Below are 16,960 nucleotides of genomic sequence, written 5' to 3'. Positions count from 1 at the left end.
TATAAATACATTGTACTTGAGAGGGGAATATGTTCTATGAAAAATAGAATAATTGCAGCAGGAATAATTGCAGTTAGTATATTATCTTATTCATCTAGTAGTTTCGCACAAACAAAAAAATTTCCAGATGTCCCAGCTAAACATTGGGCAGAAGATTCTATTTACTATTTAGTAGATAAGGGTGCAGTTACGGGTAATGATAAAGGAATGTTTGAGCCAGGAAAAGAAATCACTCGTGCAGAAGCCGCTACAATGATGGCTAAAATCTTAAACTTACCAATCGATACAAATGCTAAACCATCCTACGCTGATTCTCAAAAACATTGGGCTACTCCAATAATCGCAGCAGTAGAAAAAGCTGGTGTTGTTAAAGGTACAGGCAATGGATTTGAGCCAGATGGAAAAATCGACCGCGTTTCAATGGCATCTCTTATTGTAGAAGCTTACAAATTAGAGTCTAAAGTAAACGGTACTCCAGCAACTAAATTCAAAGATTTAGAAACATTAAACTGGGGTAAAGAAAAAGCTAACATCCTAGTTGAATTAGGAATCTCTGTTGGTACTGGTGATAAATGGGAACCTAAAAAAATTCTAACTAAAGCAGAAGCCGCTCAATTTATTAAAAATGCAGATTCCCTTAAAATAGGTAACCCTTTATTAGAAAAGGTAGTTATTATTGATCCTGGTCATGGAGGATTTGATCCAGGGAATCCAGGGCAAGGTGTAGAGGAAAGTAAAATTGTATTTGATACATCTTTAAGATTACAGAAGTTGCTAGAAAAAAATACACCTTTAAGACCTTTGTTAACACGTGAAGAGAACGGAAATCCAGGAAGTAACAAAAATGAATCTCTTGCGAATCGAGTGAAATTTGGTCAAGAGAACAATGCAGATATATTTGTAAGCATTCATGCAAATTCTTCTGAAAATCATGATGGTCATGGAACGGAAACATATTATTATAAAAAATCCAAGCGTGGAGAAGAGACACAGATTGAAAAGGATAGTGAAGTATTAGCGAAGAAAATTCAAACACGAGTAGTAGAAGCACTACATACAAGAGATAGAAATATAAAAGACAATCACTCACTTTATGTAGTAAATAATAATACAGTACCAGCAGTTTTAACAGAGCTTGCTTTTATTGATAATAATATAGATAATGGTAAATTAGCTACTGAATCAGGAAGACAAATTGCTGCTGAGGCAGTTTATGCTGGGATTTTAGATTATTATGAGTGGAAAGGTTTCGATGTTGCAAAATATCGTTTAGCTAAATAACAATGCTGATTGCTAAGCCCATCGTCTACATAGAGGTGGGCTTTTTTTGTGAGTTTATGTAATTTTGTATCGGAATAAAAAGATATATCGTATTATGCTGATTATGAATAAAATAATGGTAGATTAGTTTATTTTTATCACGTATACTTTTACTGTTGACTATTTAAGAGTTTGTTAGTTTAATAGGGAAAATTATACGATAAAGGGAGGCAAGTTAACACGGGACAAGCATATACATAACGTGTTAAAAAATTTATGAAAAAAGTTATTTCTAATGTGTTAGCAGTGACAGTCGCACTTCAAGTAGTGATGGCTCCAGCAACTTCGTTTGCATCTACAAAAGAATTTCCAGACGTTCCGAAAAATCATTGGTCATTTGAAGCGATTACTGATTTAACGTCAAAAGGGGTTATTGCAGGGTACGATAATGGTAAATTCGGGTTCGGAGATGTTGTAACTCGTGAGCAAGTAGCAGCATTAATGTATCGCGTATTAAAACCAGAAGCAAAAAGCGATTATAAAAATCCATACTCTGATATTAGCGCAGGAACGACGATGTTCCCAAAAGAAATCTTGGCATTGACAGATATGGGGATTTTCGTAGGTGATGGTAAAGGGACATTTAGGCCGAAAGAGTCGTTAACTCGTGCTGAGATGGCAGTAATTATACAGAATGCTTTTAAGTTTAAAATAAAGGCTCAACATACGTTTAATGATGTACCAAGCACGCATTGGGCAAATGATGCAGTTAGTGCATTAGAATCTAACGGCATTACAGCAGGTAACGGAGCAGGTGCATTTAATCCAACTAGTGTTTTAACACGTGAAGAATATGCACAATTTTTATTTAATGCTATGGCATCGTATATCAATCTAGATATAACGTTACCATCTAATATAACAGCACAAGAGATTGATAATTTTATTGAAAAATGGCATCCTGACAGTCCTCTTATTGGAACTGGAAAAGATTTTATTCAAGCACAAAATGAGTACGGTGTGAGCGCATTATACTTAGCTGCACATGCAATCTTAGAATCTGGATACGGGAAATCAGAAATTGCATATCGTAAACATAATCTATTTGGACTAAAGGCATTTGATTGGGATCCATTTGGCTATGCGAAATATCTACCGTCTTACGGGCATAGTATTTCGTACAATGCTGATTATGTAAGAAAGAACTACTTAGAAGAAGGTGCTAATCATTTCAATGGTTACACGTTACCTGCTATGAATGTTAAGTATGCAACAGATAAAGAATGGGCTGGTAAAATCGCTAATATTATGGAGCGTATTAAACCGTTTAACAAGAAAGATTATCAAAATGTAAAACGATTATCGAAAAACCCTAATACATTAAATGTAAATGCACTAGGTGAAGCGATTCCATATAAAGATTATGCAAAAGGTGCAACAGCTACTATTCAATTAGTAGGTTCTTACTATCAAGTACCATATCCATTTGGCTATACAATTAAGAGTGTACCAAATATTACACAAAATGAAGTTGGAAAATTAGAAAATGGTAAGAAAGTAAATGTATATCGCGAAGATCCAAACGGCTTTGTAGAATTTTCATTTGAAAATACTCAAGAAAAGTATTGGACATTGAAGAAGAACTTAAAAATATAAATAAAAAAGGTGTTTTCACTTATGAAAACACCTTTTTTATTTATATTTAACATGTAATATTTTTAGATTCATTATGAGTTTCTTTTTTTATGTTTTTACCAATCATTAAACCGTTTCATATATAATTAAAAGTATTAAAGATTGAATTTTCTGTTTTAATTTTAGTGTTAACTTAATTTGAAAAGAGGAGAGATATATGCAAGGAGAAATACCAACAGAGAAAAGTTTAAGTTATATCGGTAAATTATTATTACCAGTTAAAGTATCACCACACTTTAAGTTTTTATGGATTGGACAATTACTCTCGACTTTAGGTAGTTCAATAACTATGGTCATACTGCCAATTGTTGTATATTCATTAACTGGTTCAACAGTTGTAATGGGCATGACTATGGCAATGTACATGCTTCCTAATATTCTTGCATTACCGTTTGCTGGATTAGTCGTAGATCGGATTGATCGGGTGAAAGTAATGTTATTTACAGATATCATTCGCTGCATATTAATGCTATTACTTGCAATACTTATATTTATGGATGTTTTAACAATCCCACTTCTATATGTACTCGTAGCATTATATGGGCTTATGGAAGGCATATTTCAGCCAGCGTATGCGGCCGTAAGAGCGAAAGTATTTGTACCGGAAATTCGAAATGCAGCTAATGCATTAACTCAAATGAGTAATCAAGGCATACGACTAATTGGACCGGCCCTTGGAGGCTTGATCGTTTCAGTTGCCTCTGCCGGAATAGGGTTTGGACTGGATGCAGTAACGTATTTGCTATCATTTTTCTGTTTACTATTTTTAAGAGAAATAAAGTTTAAAAAAGTAAAACCTATTGAAAAGAGTAAGATCGTTTACAAACAAGAGTTTATGGAAGGGGTTTTCGTTTTAAAAAGTCATCCGTGGCTATGGATTACAATTTTAGTCTTTTCTTTCATAAATATTTGTTATTCAGGAATTATCGTCGTATTAATTCCATGGCTATTTAATGTTCATCATCATTTTGAAGCATACGTGTATGGACTAGGAATGGCATCTTCTGGTGTTGGAGCTGTAATTGCCGCGCTAATATTTGGCGGGAGGGAACGGTGGCGTAAGCGGGGATTACTTGCTTATGGTGGTGTTTTAATAAGTGGTTGCGCACTTCTAATAATGCCGTTTATTACTTGGGCACCTGCTTTAATTGGATTAATGGCAATTGAAGGGTTCGGTATGATGATATTTGGACTCATTTGGGAAACAAGTTTACAAGAGCTTGTGCCAGAAGAAGCCTTTGGGAGGGTAGCAAGCCTTGATATGTTAGGATCTTTTGCTTTATTACCATTAGGATATGTAGTTGTTGGCTGGTTAGCAAATGTAATAGGTGGCGAGATAACGATTATAACACTAGCTATTTTAGTACTTGTAACAATTGGAGTAGCATTATGTGTGCCGAGTATTCGAAGATTTGATTGATGATATAAGAGGAGGGGGAACGATTTATATGATTATAGAAGATTTGAAAGATATAGTCGCAAAGGAATTAGACAACCAATATACTTTGCAGGAAAAGATCTTTGAAGCAAAAAATTTCACAGTCTATATTGCTACCCATAGAGAAAATAAGCTAGCATATAACCAACTAGTATTAATAAAACATTTTTGTAACGAAAAGCCTTCCGTGCATATTTGGCATAAGAAAATTAGCACCGATGCAACAAAACTGGACATCACAAAAGAAGTGACAGAAGCAATTCAATCTGGTTTTGTAAATGAAGAGTAAGCCCTAATCAAATTAGGGCTTACTCTTCATTAAACACAAATGTTTCTTTCATTTGTTTCCCCTCATTTACCGGATGACCGTTGTAAGAGAAATCCTTTTCTTCCCAAGTGATGACGACTTTGAAATTATGGCTGTTAAAGTCTAATGGGAATACGATGTAATCAAAGCTTGTATCACTTTTTGAAACGTTGTTATTTAAAGCGGTAGAATTAAAAGTAGCTTTAGAGGTAGGAGTGTTATCAAGTATTTCCACAGCTACGTTTGATACATCATTACCGATGTTTTTTACGAGTAAACTATATGTATCGTATACACCCTGTTTTGGCTGCACTGCTGGCTTGTTTGCGTTATGAAAATTATCAATTTTGATATACCACTGTTTAGACTTTGATGCAATTGGTAGTGATTGAAATGTGTATGCACTTGCTTGAATTGGTAGTGCTAAACAGATTAGTACAAAGAGAGAAAGTATTTTTCGTTTCATTTTTAAAGTACTCCCATTCTGTAACTGATTTATTTGTTATTATCTTCTTTTGGTGAGAGGATATACCATAATTCCATTGTAAAAAATATAGACTCTCTTAGTGAATAAGATGGGGATATTTCTCTTGGGCTAACCAATCGACTGCAGCAATTGCGTTATGGATTGGAACGATTGTATTTATTCATAAAAGGAAAAGTGTATGTTGCTTTCTTAATTATGGCAATCTTTATGACGCTCATGACAGTCATTTATATCTTAACTGCTATATTTTTTATGAAAGCTGTGTAGAAATTTTTCTACACAGTTTTTTGTAATATGAAAAAATTACCAAATATATGTTAAAATAACATTGTCATACAACAAGGGGGAATTGTTTTATGGAAAATGGACATCTTGCTAAAGTAGATTTGACGAAAAGAATTGTATCGAAATCTAAATACAATAAGAAACTTGAAAAATATCAAAGGCGCTTATTAGCGCTGCAGCAAATTGTAAAAGAAGAAAAAATCGCTGTTATGCTCGTTATGGAAGGCTGGGATGCGGCTGGAAAAGGCGGAGCGATTAAACGAGTGACGGAACACCTTGATCCGCGTGGTTTTCAAGTAAATCCAATTGGAGCACCAGCACCTCATGAAAAACGGTACCATTACTTGCAACGTTTCTGGCGGAAACTTCCTCAGTACGGGCAAATTACTATTTTTGATCGCTCATGGTACGGTCGTGTGTTAGTTGAGCGTGTTGAAGATTTTGCTACAAAGGAAGAGTGGACGAGAGCGTATGATGAGATTAATTACTTTGAAAAACTATTAACAGATGACCATTATATAATCGGGAAGTTTTTCTATCATATTAGTAAAGATGAACAGTTAAAGAGGTTTAAAGATAGAGAGAAAAATCCTTTGAAAAGATGGAAAATTACAGACGAAGACTGGCGTAATCGTGAAAAATGGGACGAGTATGTTGAAGCAATGGAAGAAATGTTTGAAAAAACAAATAAGCCAAATGCGAAATGGCAAATTATCGCGAGTAATGATAAATTATACGCTCGTTTGAGAACATTGAAAGTGATTATTTCATTAATTGAGGATTACCTCTTAGATCATAATATAGAATTACCTTCGTATTATTATGAGATAAAAGAAGGTAAGACAGAAGAGTTTGAAACGAATCAAGATGTAGTTGTAAAATAGTACAAAGTTTGTTTATGAAATATAAAGTAGAAAAACCCTGTAATTTTGAACAATAAAATTACAGGTTTTTTTTATTTAGAAACATTTTACAAATAACAGAATAAGGTATATAATCAATAATCATATTAACAATGTTAATATGATTATTGATTATATACTATGCGGGGGTCTTATTTTGAAAGGAAGAGATGTTGTTTTAGGCTTGTTAATGGGAAAAGAATTGTCTGGTTATGATATTAAAATTGTGTTTGAAGACGTATTTACTCATTTCTTTGATGGAAGTTTTGGGATGATCTATCCAACGTTACGTCAGTTGGAAAAAGAGGGGAAAATAAAAAAAGAAGTTGTTATGCAAGAAGGGAAACCGAATAAGAAAATGTACTTTATTACAGATGCAGGGCGTGAAGAGTTTTATCAATACATGCAAACGCATGTAGAGAAAGATGTTTTACGTTCAGATTTTTTAATGAGGATGTATTTCGGTAATTACAGCGATGATCAGACGATAAAAAAATGGATTAAGGACGAAATTGAAAGGAAAGAAGCATACATTGCGGATCTACGTCTGAAATATGAAAAGTGGAGAGAAGGTATTACTTTTGTTGAGGAAATTTCACTTGATGTAGGAATCGCATCGTATAGTGCTCAAGTAGAGACTTTGAAAAGAAAACTAGAGCAACTAGAAGCAAAAGAACACAATAAAATGGAAGAGTGAAAAAACGTTCATAATGAATAAAGGGGTAGAAGAACATGGAACAATCAAAGGGTATTAAGATTGTCTTTTTAATGTGCTTAGGTATATTTCTTTGTATGATTGATACGACAATTATGAATATAGCTTTACCAGCGATACAAACGAGTGTAAATACTTCATTAGAAAAGATGTCTTGGGTATTAAATGTTTATACAATGACAATAGCTGTACTTGCTATTCCGCTAGGACGGATAGCTGATATTTTTGGGAAAGCAAAGATGTATATTCTTGGTTTGATAATTTTTGGTGGTGGATCAGTACTTTGTGCTTTTGCTAATACGGGCGATTTTCTTATCTTATCTCGCTTTATACAAAGTGTAGGTGCAGCGATTTTATTTCCAACTAGTATGGTAATTGGTGTATCAGCTATGCCATTAGCAAAGAGGCATGTTGCACTTGCGATTTTAGGAGTAACACAAGGACTATCAGCTGCGATGGGACCAGTAATAGGTGGAATTATTACACAAAATTTCGGTTGGAGATGGGTGTTCTTCGTAAATGTTCCAATTTGTATTCTTGGAATCATTTTATGCTGCATTATGCTACAAATAAAAAATGAAGAACGTATTATCTCAAAAATAGATTGGGTAGGACTACTATTAAGTAGCTTAGCAATTTTTTCTTTTACTCTCATATTAGTAAAAGGAAATACATGGGGATGGCAAAGTAATATAGCTTTGTCTTGTTATGCAATTAGCACTATTTCTCTTATTCTATTTGTTCTAGTGGAACGAAAGATTCATAATCCAATGGTGAATTTGAATTTATTTAAAAATCGAATGTTTGTTGGAGCATCTATCGTTGTAATATTAAGTAATTTATTTTTAATTGGAGTAACTGTATTACTTCCAACGTTCTTGACGAAAATACAAGGTCGAACGGAAATTGAAGCAGCTTTTTTAGTGACACCTATTTCAGCAATGATATTTTTGGTCTCACCAGTTGCAGCAACATTAATTAAAAAGCTTGGCAAAGTAACTATTATTATGTCAGGATTTCTTGTTATGGGTCTATCCTACTATTGGTTGCAAATGATTGATGTTAATTCAACAAATATAGAAATTATTATTCCATGTATGATATTAGGGATTGGATATGGTTTGGTAGTGGGACCAATTACAGTTTTAAGTGCATCTTCGTTTGAAGGGGAATTATTAACTGCTTCTCAAAGTGTTATATCAATGTTGCGGCAAGTAGGTATTGTTTTAGCGATCGCAATATTTGTATCTAACTTAACTCACAACTTAACTGTAAATAAAGAGAATGTATATCGTTATGCAGAAGAAAAAGTTCGTAATATTCATGTGAGTAGTGCCGAGCAAGCGGAGATATTACAAGTAACAAAAGAAAAAATAGAGAATCAAAGTATAGATAAAAATGTAGAAAAGCATCAAAATGAAACATTTGTAGGATTAAATAAAGAGAAAAAAGACGAATTAATTCACCAAAAGGTGGATGAAGTATTAAGAGAAGTTCCAGTAGAATATAGAGATGTAAAAAGAGAAGAAGTTATGAGTCAAGTAACAAATGAAGTTGAAAAACAAGAAGAAAGTATAAAGAAAGAAGTACTCGCATTTTCGAATGATGTGAATCATTATGCTAAGAATCAGATGGCTATGAGTTTTACAGATTTATATAAAGTGAGTGTGCCAATTATTTTAGTTTTTGCTTTAGTGAGTTTGTTATTTTGGGAAGGAAAGACTTTGAGTAAAAAGAGAGGGGAAAGAGTTGTAGAGGGAGTCTAAGGGAATTAATCTAAAGGTGAGTTATATTCAAATGATGGAATGCAAGCTGTGATAAAATTAGTATAATTATTTTGGGAACCCCTCGGTAATGGGAAAAACATAAACCGTGGGGTTCTTTACATGTATAAATAAATTTCAGCATTTTAAATTTGGGGATTTTGTTGTTCTATAGTACATTAACAAGAGGTATTAGTCTTATAGAGAGGGTGAGGAAATGATAGATACGGCAGGTGCTTCAATAAGTAATCGTATGTATACAGAAGAAGAGCAACAAAAATTATACAAAAGAACATTAATAATCGTAAGCATTTCACAAATGTTCGGCGGAGCAGGATTAGCTGCTGGAATTACAGTAGGTGCACTTCTTGCGCAGCAAATGCTTGGGACAGATGCATTTGCAGGTTTACCTGCTGCTATGTTTACGATGGGATCGGCGGTAGCGGCTTTCTTTGTCGGGAAGTTATCACAAAAACATGGTCGCCGCATAGGGCTTGCAGCTGGTTTTATAGTAGGCGGGCTAGGGGCTATTGGAGTTGTGGGGGCAGCTTTAACAAATAGCATTATTCTTTTATTAGTTTCTTTACTTATATATGGCGCGGGTACAGCTACGAATTTACAAGCGCGTTATGCTGGAACGGATTTAGCGAATAAGAAACAAAGAGCAACTGCTATTAGTATTACGATGGTAATGACGACTTTTGGTGCAGTCGCAGGTCCGAATTTAGTAGGTGTAATGGGAAGGTTTGCTCATTCAATTGGAATTCCTGAACTTGCTGGTCCGTTCATATTATCAGCAGCGGCATTTATACTGGCTGGTCTTGTCTTATTTGTTATGCTTCGTCCAGATCCGTTACTTGTTGCTAATATGATAGAAACATATAAACAAGAGCATACATATAAGGGGCAACCAGTAACAGAAGAAGCGACAGAAAATAAACAAGGCATTACTGTTGGAGCTATCGTAATGATACTTACGCAAATCGTGATGGTTGCGATTATGACGATGACGCCAGTTCATATGGGACATCACGGTCATGCTTTAAGTGCAGTAGGACTTGTGATTGGTTTTCATGTAGGTGCAATGTATCTTCCATCTCTCATTACGGGAATGTTAATTGATAAAATTGGCAGAACTACGATGAGTATAGCTGGTGGAGTAATTTTACTAGTGGCAGGTGTCATAGCTGCGATAGCGCCGAGTGATTCTTTAATACTATTAATTGTTGCTTTGTCTTTACTTGGATTAGGATGGAACCTCGGTTTAATAAGTGGTACTGCTCAAATTGTTGATGCAACTATCCCTTCCACACGTGCAAAAACACAAGGAAAGATCGATGTGTTTATTGCGCTAGCTGGAGCTTCAGGCGGAGCGATGTCAGGAATGGTAGTGGCGAATTCGAGTTATGCGGCATTGTCATTAGCCGGGGGCGTTTTAGCTTTCATGCTTATCCCTGTTGTGATATGGTCCCGAAAAGGGTAACGAAATTGAAGTGAGGTTCTAGTTACTAACTAGAACCTCTTTTTATAAACTTAAATTAAATCCCACTTCACAATAAGTCCTAAATGCGTAAGACCACCACCAAATCCGTATAGTAAAAGTGTGTCTCCGTTATTTAATTTTTCTGCTTTTCTAGCTAAATCTAGAGCGAGTGGAATAGAGACGGAAGATGTATTCCCCATATATTCCACGCTCGTTAATGTTTTTTGTATTGGAATTTGAGATTTTTCACAAATAGATTCAATCATTCGTAAGTTAGCACTATGAGGAATGAACCAGTCTATATTATCCATTTTCATATTTGCAGTATGTAATAGTTCTTTTATACTTGCTGGCACCGTGCGTGTTGCCCATTTATATACTTCTCTCCCATTTTGAACGATTTTTTCATTTGTTTTTAGTGGTGTGTCATTCATAGTAGTAGATAAGTTTGTTCTGTATAGATGAATACCACCGTCACCGTTTGTGCCCATGTGAGCAGCGATAAAGCTTGGTTTGTTTTCATCTCTTTCTAATAAAATAGCTCCAGCACCATCGCCAAATAAAATGCAGGTCGTTCTATCGGTGTAATCAGTAACTTTTGATAATGTCTCTGTCGCTACGACAAGTACTTTTTTATGTAATCCAGAAGTAATCAAGCTATTACCGACGTGCAAGCCATATGTGAAACCAGCGCAAGTTGCATTTAAATCAAATGCCATTGTATGAGGTATGTTGAAGTGTTGTTGTATTTGACACGCGACACTAGGAAAAACATAGTCAGCGGTTGTTGTAGCGACGATGATACAGTCGATATCTTCTAAGCTCTTTTTAAATGTTGTACATAAATTTTCAATTGCTTTAATGGCTAAGTGTGAGGAGTATTCTTCTTCGCTAGCAATCCTTCTTTCCTTCATTCCTGTTCTTTGTACAATCCATTCATCATTCGTATCGATCATTTTTTCTAAATCATGATTAGAGAGTATTTGATTTGGAACATGAGTACCAATTGCAGTAATACGGGATTTAGAATTCATAGGAACAGCTCCTAACTTTATTTTTATAACCTGATACTAATATCAGGTTATAAAAATGTCAATATAGATTTTTGGTGTATTGAACGACTTAGCTTACTATGAAGGGATTTAGCGAGTGTTGTAAAAATAATATACGAGAAGTTTCTAAAATTGATAATGAAGTGAGTTGAGCTCCTTGAAAACAATTTTACGTATGTTGCCTGTTGTCATTATTTGTAGCTTTATTCTTATTATTTTTCCAGAGAAATCTTATGCTTGTGATTGTATTAATGTATCGGCAGAAGATGCCTTTCAAAAAAACGATGTAGTGTTTGAAGGGAAGGTAATTGAGGTTGGAAGGAAAGAAGGGGTTGGAATTGAAGTATTATTTGAAGTGAAAGAAATTTGGAAAGGGGCAACTTCTTCGCAAATTATCATATATACAAATGGTGGTGATTGTGTGTTTCACTTTGTGGAAGGAGGAGAGTACTTAGTATATTCTTCTCAAAGAGGATCTGAAAAACAATTACACACAAATAGTTGTAGTAGAACGAAGAGATTAGATGAAGCAGGGGCGGATAAAGTGGCTTTAAGTCAAATTGCAAAAGAGTCTGTTCCAACGAAGAAAGTGGATTTAAAAGGGGAGATGGTGAGCGGTTTCAGTTGGTGGCAGATTGCTATCATTTCCATTGGCCTTTTATCGATAATTGCTGTTGTTATTTTTATTATGAGAAAAATGCGCAAAAAATGACGATTAAAGTAAAAATATAAAGATTTTCTTTAGCGTGATATAGGTTGTTAAACCTTGTGAAAGCGAATTACTTATGCTACACTTTATGTAACTTAAAATGAACGGAGGGGCTTCCTTTGATCTTAATCAGATTACGTCTCAATACTTTGTGCCAATAATTGAATAGCGCTCAAAGGCTCTGTCTGTGTACAGAGTGAATGGGATTGGTCTGCCTATTTTAAAGGAACCCTTTATTAAGCTTATATGTGAAAAAGAGGGAGGGACGAATACGCCCTCTTTTTGTTTTGCCTTTATAAATAGAATGGGATCGTATAGGTGAACACTTATTGTGGATACGTATATGATCTTGGGACTTTTTGACTATGAGATAGGATGAAAGCGCAGCTTTCTTCTATTTCTTTGCTGAACCCTTATCCGTTTACGAAAACACAGGCAGTGACCTGTGTTTTTTATTTTACGTAATCGAAATGGAGGAATAAATATATGGAAGAATTATTACAAAGAGCAGTTTTAGTTGGAGTAAATTTAGGTAATGAAGATGATTTTGCATATTCGATGGAAGAGCTAACGAATCTTGCAGAAGCTTGTGATGTAGAGGTAATTGGACAAGTGACGCAAAATTTACAACGAGTAAATCCATCCCATTATATTGGAAAAGGAAAGATTGAAGAAGTAGCAGCCTACGTAAATGAAGTAGATGCGAATATGGTCATCTTTAATGACGAATTATCTCCTTCACAAATTCGAAATTTAGAAGCGGATTTAGATTGTAAAGTAATTGACCGTACCATATTAATTTTAGATATTTTTGCGCAACGTGCGAAAACGAAAGAAGCACAACTGCAAGTAGAGGTGGCCCATCTTCAGTATATGATGCCTCGTTTAATTGGTCTTCGCGAATCGTTAGGAAGACAGAGCGGCGGTGTTGGTACGAAAAATAAAGGTGTCGGTGAGAAGAAATTAGAGTTAGATCGTCGTAAAATTGAAGAACAAATTTCAGTTTTAAATAAAGATTTAGAAGCGCTTGTTGCGCAGCGCCAAACGCAGCGAAAGCAACGTAAGAAAAATAAAATTCCTGTTGTAGCATTAGTAGGTTATACGAACGCAGGAAAGTCAACGACGATGAATGCAATGCTTGAAATTTATAATGGTACAGAAGAAAAACAAGTATTTGAAAAAGATATGTTATTCGCGACGTTAGAAACATCGGTGCGAAACATTGATTTACCAGATAACAAATCATTCTTATTAACAGATACAGTTGGGTTTGTAAGTAAATTACCACACCATCTTGTGAAAGCATTCCGTTCAACATTAGAAGAGGTAGCGGAAGCAGACTTACTTATTCATGTTGTAGATTACGCAAATCCAAATTATGAACAGTTAATTGATATTACAAATGAAACGTTAAAGAAAATTGGAGTAGAAAATATTCCAACAATCTATGCTTATAACAAATCAGATATCGTAGATGTTGAAATTCCGAAAGTACAAGAAGACCGCGTTTATTTATCAGCGAAGAAACATGTTGGGATAGAAGAGCTTGTTGAAATGATTCGCTCACACATCTATAAAGAGTATACGAAGTGTGAAATGTTAATTCCGTATGATCAAGGACATGTAGTTTCTTATTTCAATACTCATGCGCACGTTTTATCTACAAGTTATGAAAACGAAGGTACGAAACTAGAAGTAGAATGTAAGACGAGTGATTACGAAAAGTATAAGCGTTTTGCAATTTAATAAAAAAGGCGATCCTAATATATGTTAGGATCGCCTTTTTCTTATTCTGTAATAGAGGCCCACTTATAAGAAAAAATTCCTGCAAATGGACGAACAACAACACCTTTTACGGTTGGACGTTCTAAATATACAAGTCCTGATTGGAAGATTGGAGCGATAGCTGCATCATCTTCAAGTAAGATTTTCTCGGCATCTTGGAACGCTTTCCAACGTGCTGGTAAGTCAGTTACTAAAGTAGAACTCGTTTTCTCAATTAATTCGTCGTATTGTTTGTTTGAGTAACTCATCTTATTAAACGGTCCGTCTGTGACGAACATATTTAAAAATGTTGTAGGATCAGGATAATCTGGTCCCCATGTAGAAAGTGAAATTTCAAAATCACCATTTCCTTCACGATCTAAAAATGCTTTTACTGGAAGTGGTTGTAATGTGATTTTTAATCCAGGTAAGTTTTTCTCCAGTTCACCTTTTAAAAACTCACTAATTTTTTTATCGTTAGATTCATCAGTTGTTATGATTGAAAGAGAAGCGTTTTGTAAATTTGTTTCTTTTTTCGCAGTGTCCCATAGTGTTTTAGCTTCTTTCACATTTGTTTCTACTTTTACATTACTTGTACTGCGAAAATCTTTATTGTCAGGTCCTTTTACGAATCCTTTCGGAACGAATGCATTCGCAGGTATAGAACCATTGTTTAAAATCGTTGTTGCGATTCCTTGTTTATCAAAAGCAAGCGAAATAGCTTTACGAGCATTTTTGTTTGCTAATAAAGAATTCTTTTGACTAAATCGGAAAAACGTCACAGAAGGACGTTCCATTTTCTTTAAGCTTGGATCTTTTTGATATTTATCAACAAACTCTGAATTGATCGTAATACGGTCTACTTGTTTACTTTCAAATAAATTAACAGCTGTTGAAGTATCTTTTACGATATTTACATTAATTTCATTTAACTTCACATTTTTATTATCCCAGTAGTTCGGGTTTTTCGTCATTTTGTAACTTGTATCATGTTTCCATTCACTTAATTGAAACGGCCCGTTATAAACTACCTTTGCAGCTTCAAGCCCGTAATTTTTCCCTTGTGCTTCTACTACCTTTTGGTTTTGAGGATAAAATGTTGCAAATCCCATTAACCCTAAAAAGTATGGAACAGGGTGTTCTAATTGTACTTCAAGTGTTCTATCATCAATTGCCTTTACACCAAATGAATCAATTGGTAATTCTTTTTTATTTATTTTTTCAGCGTTTTTAATATCGAACATAATATGTGCGTATTCAGAAGCAGTTTCTGGATTAACAGCACGTTTCCATGCATATTCAAAATCATGAGCAGTTACTGGATCGCCATTTGACCATTTTGAATCGTGTAATGTAAATGTATATGTTTTTCCGTCTTCGCTCAGTTTGTATGATTCAGCTGCTGCAGGAACAGGTTTGTTATCCGGACCAGGCATATATAATCCTTCCATTACGTTGTTTAAAGCAGCGTAAGAGAACCCATCGGTTGCGATAGATGAATTAAGTGTAGAAATTTCCCCGGCTTCTACAATGTTTAATACTTGTTTTGAAGAATCTTTTTTCTTTTCTCCGGTAGTTGTTGCCTCTTGTTTTTGACCACATGCTGTTAAAAACATAGATAATGTGATTGAGAGTGCAACGATTCCTTTAGTTTTTTTCTTCATAGCTGTCATCCTTCCCTTCATCTCTGCCTTAGTATAAAAGAAAATATAGAAAATTTCTATAAATAAACCCGATAAAACGTATAGAAAAAATATATTATGTAAGAAGTGATATTTCTGGAAAAAGAAATGAAACCAGTATAGAATAGAAATGTTTCAAAAGTCAGAATTTATTACACCTACTGTAATAAATATATATTTTGTACAGGAAGGAGAGATTCATATATGGAGGCAGTTTCACAAAAAAACACAGTAGAAACACCGACAATATACCGAATACTATTTGCGATTAGTTTCGGTCATTTTTTAAATGATTCGATGCAAGCAGTTGTGCCCGCGTTGTTTCCTATTTTGGAAAAAACGATGAATTTATCCTATATGCAAGTAGGGTGGATTGCGTTTGCGTTAAATATGACATCATCGATTATGCAACCGGTTTTTGGTATGTATTCGGATAAGAAACCGTCACCATTTTTATTACCGCTCGGTATGTTTTCAAGTATGCTTGGGATGATTGGACTCGCGTTTGCACCGAATTTTATTATTGTTATTATTTCTGTTTTATTTATCGGATTGGGTTCCGCAGTCTTTCATCCAGAAGGCGCCCGAGTTGCTTATATGGCAGCCGGTGCAAAACGGGGATTAGCGCAAGCGATTTATCAAGTGGGAGGAAATACAGGAAACTCCCTAGCTCCTATTTTTACAGCGTTAATTTTCGTTCCGCTCGGCCAAATTGGTTCTTTAGGTTTTACAGCTTTTGCAGCGGTAGGGATTGTATTATTAATTTTCGTATCAAATTGGTATAGGAATGAATTAGCGACTGGCGCTGTGAGAAGAAAAAAGAGGGCTGCGCTTGAGGCGGAAAATGCGATTGTAAGTACACATATTAAATTTGTTATTTTACTTCTTGTTTTCCTTACTTTTGTACGCTCTTGGTATGGTGCTGGTATCGGGAATTTTTATCAATTTTACTTAATTGAGCATTACGGTTTATCTATAAAAAATGCCCAGTATTTCGTATTCGCATTTATGATTGCCGGTGTATTAGGAACTTTCTTTGGTGGACCGTTAGCAGATCGATTTGGAAAGAAAACAATTATTGTATTTTCAATGCTAGGTTCGGCGCCACTTGCACTTTTACTACCTCACGTTTCGCTCGCGTGGGTCGTACCGTTATTTCTATGTATCGGTTTTATTAGTTCAAGTAGTTTTAGTGTAATTGTTGTATATGCGCAAGAACTTGTACCTGGAAAAGTAGGAATGGTATCTGGATTAATTGTAGGGCTTGCGTTTGGACTCGGAGCTTTAGGATCTGTAGTTCTTGGGAAATTGGCTGACATATATAGTCTACAATTCATTATGTTACTATGTAGTTGTCTACCATTAATTGGACTTACTTCTTGGTTACTGCCAAGTGATAAGAAAACGATAGAATAGGG

Annotated in this window: 14 protein-coding genes and 1 pseudogene; 12 read left to right on the top strand and 3 right to left on the bottom strand. The window is 34.9% G+C overall.

Annotation, left to right across the window (positions count from 1 at the left end):
• Window positions 1–36 precede the first annotated feature (36 nt).
• From ACYVEC_RS27370 to ACYVEC_RS27355, 4 genes are all read left to right on the top strand, one after another.
• On the top strand, window positions 37–1,281 hold the full coding sequence (locus tag ACYVEC_RS27370) for an N-acetylmuramoyl-L-alanine amidase (RefSeq protein WP_275719002.1): 1,245 nt from the start codon (window positions 37–39) through the stop codon (window positions 1,279–1,281).
• 255 nt (window positions 1,282–1,536) lie between these two features.
• Complete coding sequence (locus ACYVEC_RS27365; protein WP_242251396.1) at window positions 1,537–2,916, top strand: S-layer homology domain-containing protein; 1,380 nt, start codon at window positions 1,537–1,539, stop codon at window positions 2,914–2,916.
• Window positions 2,917–3,112: 196 nt separating this feature from the next.
• The gene (locus ACYVEC_RS27360) at window positions 3,113–4,375 is read left to right on the top strand and encodes an MFS transporter (RefSeq protein ID WP_460509267.1); all 1,263 of its coding nucleotides are present in this window, start codon (window positions 3,113–3,115) and stop codon (window positions 4,373–4,375) included.
• Window positions 4,376–4,403: 28 nt separating this feature from the next.
• Window positions 4,404–4,682, top strand: coding sequence for a hypothetical protein (locus ACYVEC_RS27355; protein WP_063222650.1), 279 nt, complete (start codon window positions 4,404–4,406; stop codon window positions 4,680–4,682).
• 19 nt (window positions 4,683–4,701) lie between these two features.
• Here the strand turns inward: ACYVEC_RS27355 and ACYVEC_RS27350 are convergent, their stop codons facing one another.
• Window positions 4,702–5,166 (bottom strand): hypothetical protein, encoded by a 465-nt coding sequence (locus ACYVEC_RS27350; protein ID WP_063222651.1) that lies wholly within the window; start codon window positions 5,164–5,166, stop codon window positions 4,702–4,704.
• 110 nt (window positions 5,167–5,276) lie between these two features.
• Between ACYVEC_RS27350 and ACYVEC_RS27345 the strand changes: the two are divergent.
• The 5 genes and pseudogenes from ACYVEC_RS27345 to ACYVEC_RS27325 all read left to right on the top strand — a co-directional run.
• Window positions 5,277–5,454, top strand: a pseudogene (locus ACYVEC_RS27345) (carbon starvation CstA family protein); the annotation flags it as partial.
• A gap of 89 nt (window positions 5,455–5,543) precedes the next feature.
• On the top strand, window positions 5,544–6,356 hold the full coding sequence (locus ACYVEC_RS27340) for a polyphosphate kinase 2 family protein (protein WP_275718999.1): 813 nt from the start codon (window positions 5,544–5,546) through the stop codon (window positions 6,354–6,356).
• A gap of 175 nt (window positions 6,357–6,531) precedes the next feature.
• Window positions 6,532–7,071, top strand: a complete 540-nt coding sequence (locus ACYVEC_RS27335) for a PadR family transcriptional regulator (protein WP_063222653.1) — start codon at window positions 6,532–6,534, stop codon at window positions 7,069–7,071.
• Between the two features lie 35 nt (window positions 7,072–7,106).
• A complete protein-coding gene (locus ACYVEC_RS27330; RefSeq protein WP_063222654.1) occupies window positions 7,107–8,855 on the top strand; it encodes an MFS transporter in 1,749 nt (582 codons plus the stop codon).
• A 214-nt stretch (window positions 8,856–9,069) separates the two neighbouring features.
• On the top strand, window positions 9,070–10,335 hold the full coding sequence (locus ACYVEC_RS27325) for an MFS transporter (RefSeq protein WP_275718998.1): 1,266 nt from the start codon (window positions 9,070–9,072) through the stop codon (window positions 10,333–10,335).
• A gap of 50 nt (window positions 10,336–10,385) precedes the next feature.
• Here ACYVEC_RS27325 and ACYVEC_RS27320 read toward each other — a convergent pair whose 3' ends face one another.
• Window positions 10,386–11,369 (bottom strand): ketoacyl-ACP synthase III, encoded by a 984-nt coding sequence (locus ACYVEC_RS27320; RefSeq protein WP_063222656.1) that lies wholly within the window; start codon window positions 11,367–11,369, stop codon window positions 10,386–10,388.
• A 175-nt stretch (window positions 11,370–11,544) separates the two neighbouring features.
• On the opposite strand from ACYVEC_RS27320, the gene ACYVEC_RS27315 reads away from it, so the two are divergent.
• Together ACYVEC_RS27315 and hflX are read left to right on the top strand one after the other, a co-directional pair.
• A complete protein-coding gene (locus ACYVEC_RS27315) occupies window positions 11,545–12,099 on the top strand; it encodes a hypothetical protein (RefSeq protein ID WP_063222657.1) in 555 nt (184 codons plus the stop codon).
• Window positions 12,100–12,582: 483 nt separating this feature from the next.
• Window positions 12,583–13,842: a GTPase HflX gene (gene hflX / locus ACYVEC_RS27310; RefSeq protein ID WP_063222658.1), complete on the top strand. Its 1,260-nt coding sequence runs from the start codon at window positions 12,583–12,585 to the stop codon at window positions 13,840–13,842.
• Window positions 13,843–13,883: 41 nt separating this feature from the next.
• Here hflX and ACYVEC_RS27305 read toward each other — a convergent pair whose 3' ends face one another.
• The gene (locus ACYVEC_RS27305) at window positions 13,884–15,524 is read right to left on the bottom strand and encodes a peptide ABC transporter substrate-binding protein (RefSeq protein WP_098557089.1); all 1,641 of its coding nucleotides are present in this window, start codon (window positions 15,522–15,524) and stop codon (window positions 13,884–13,886) included.
• A gap of 222 nt (window positions 15,525–15,746) precedes the next feature.
• Between ACYVEC_RS27305 and ACYVEC_RS27300 the strand changes: the two genes are divergently transcribed.
• On the top strand, window positions 15,747–16,958 hold the full coding sequence (locus tag ACYVEC_RS27300; RefSeq protein ID WP_063222660.1) for an MFS transporter: 1,212 nt from the start codon (window positions 15,747–15,749) through the stop codon (window positions 16,956–16,958).
• The last annotated feature ends 2 nt before the right edge of the window (window positions 16,959–16,960 follow it).

The sequence above is a fragment of the Bacillus sp. MN7755 genome (genome assembly GCF_054771475.1).
Note: the sequence above shows the minus strand (reverse complement) of the source record. Positions and strands in the feature narration are given on the sequence as shown.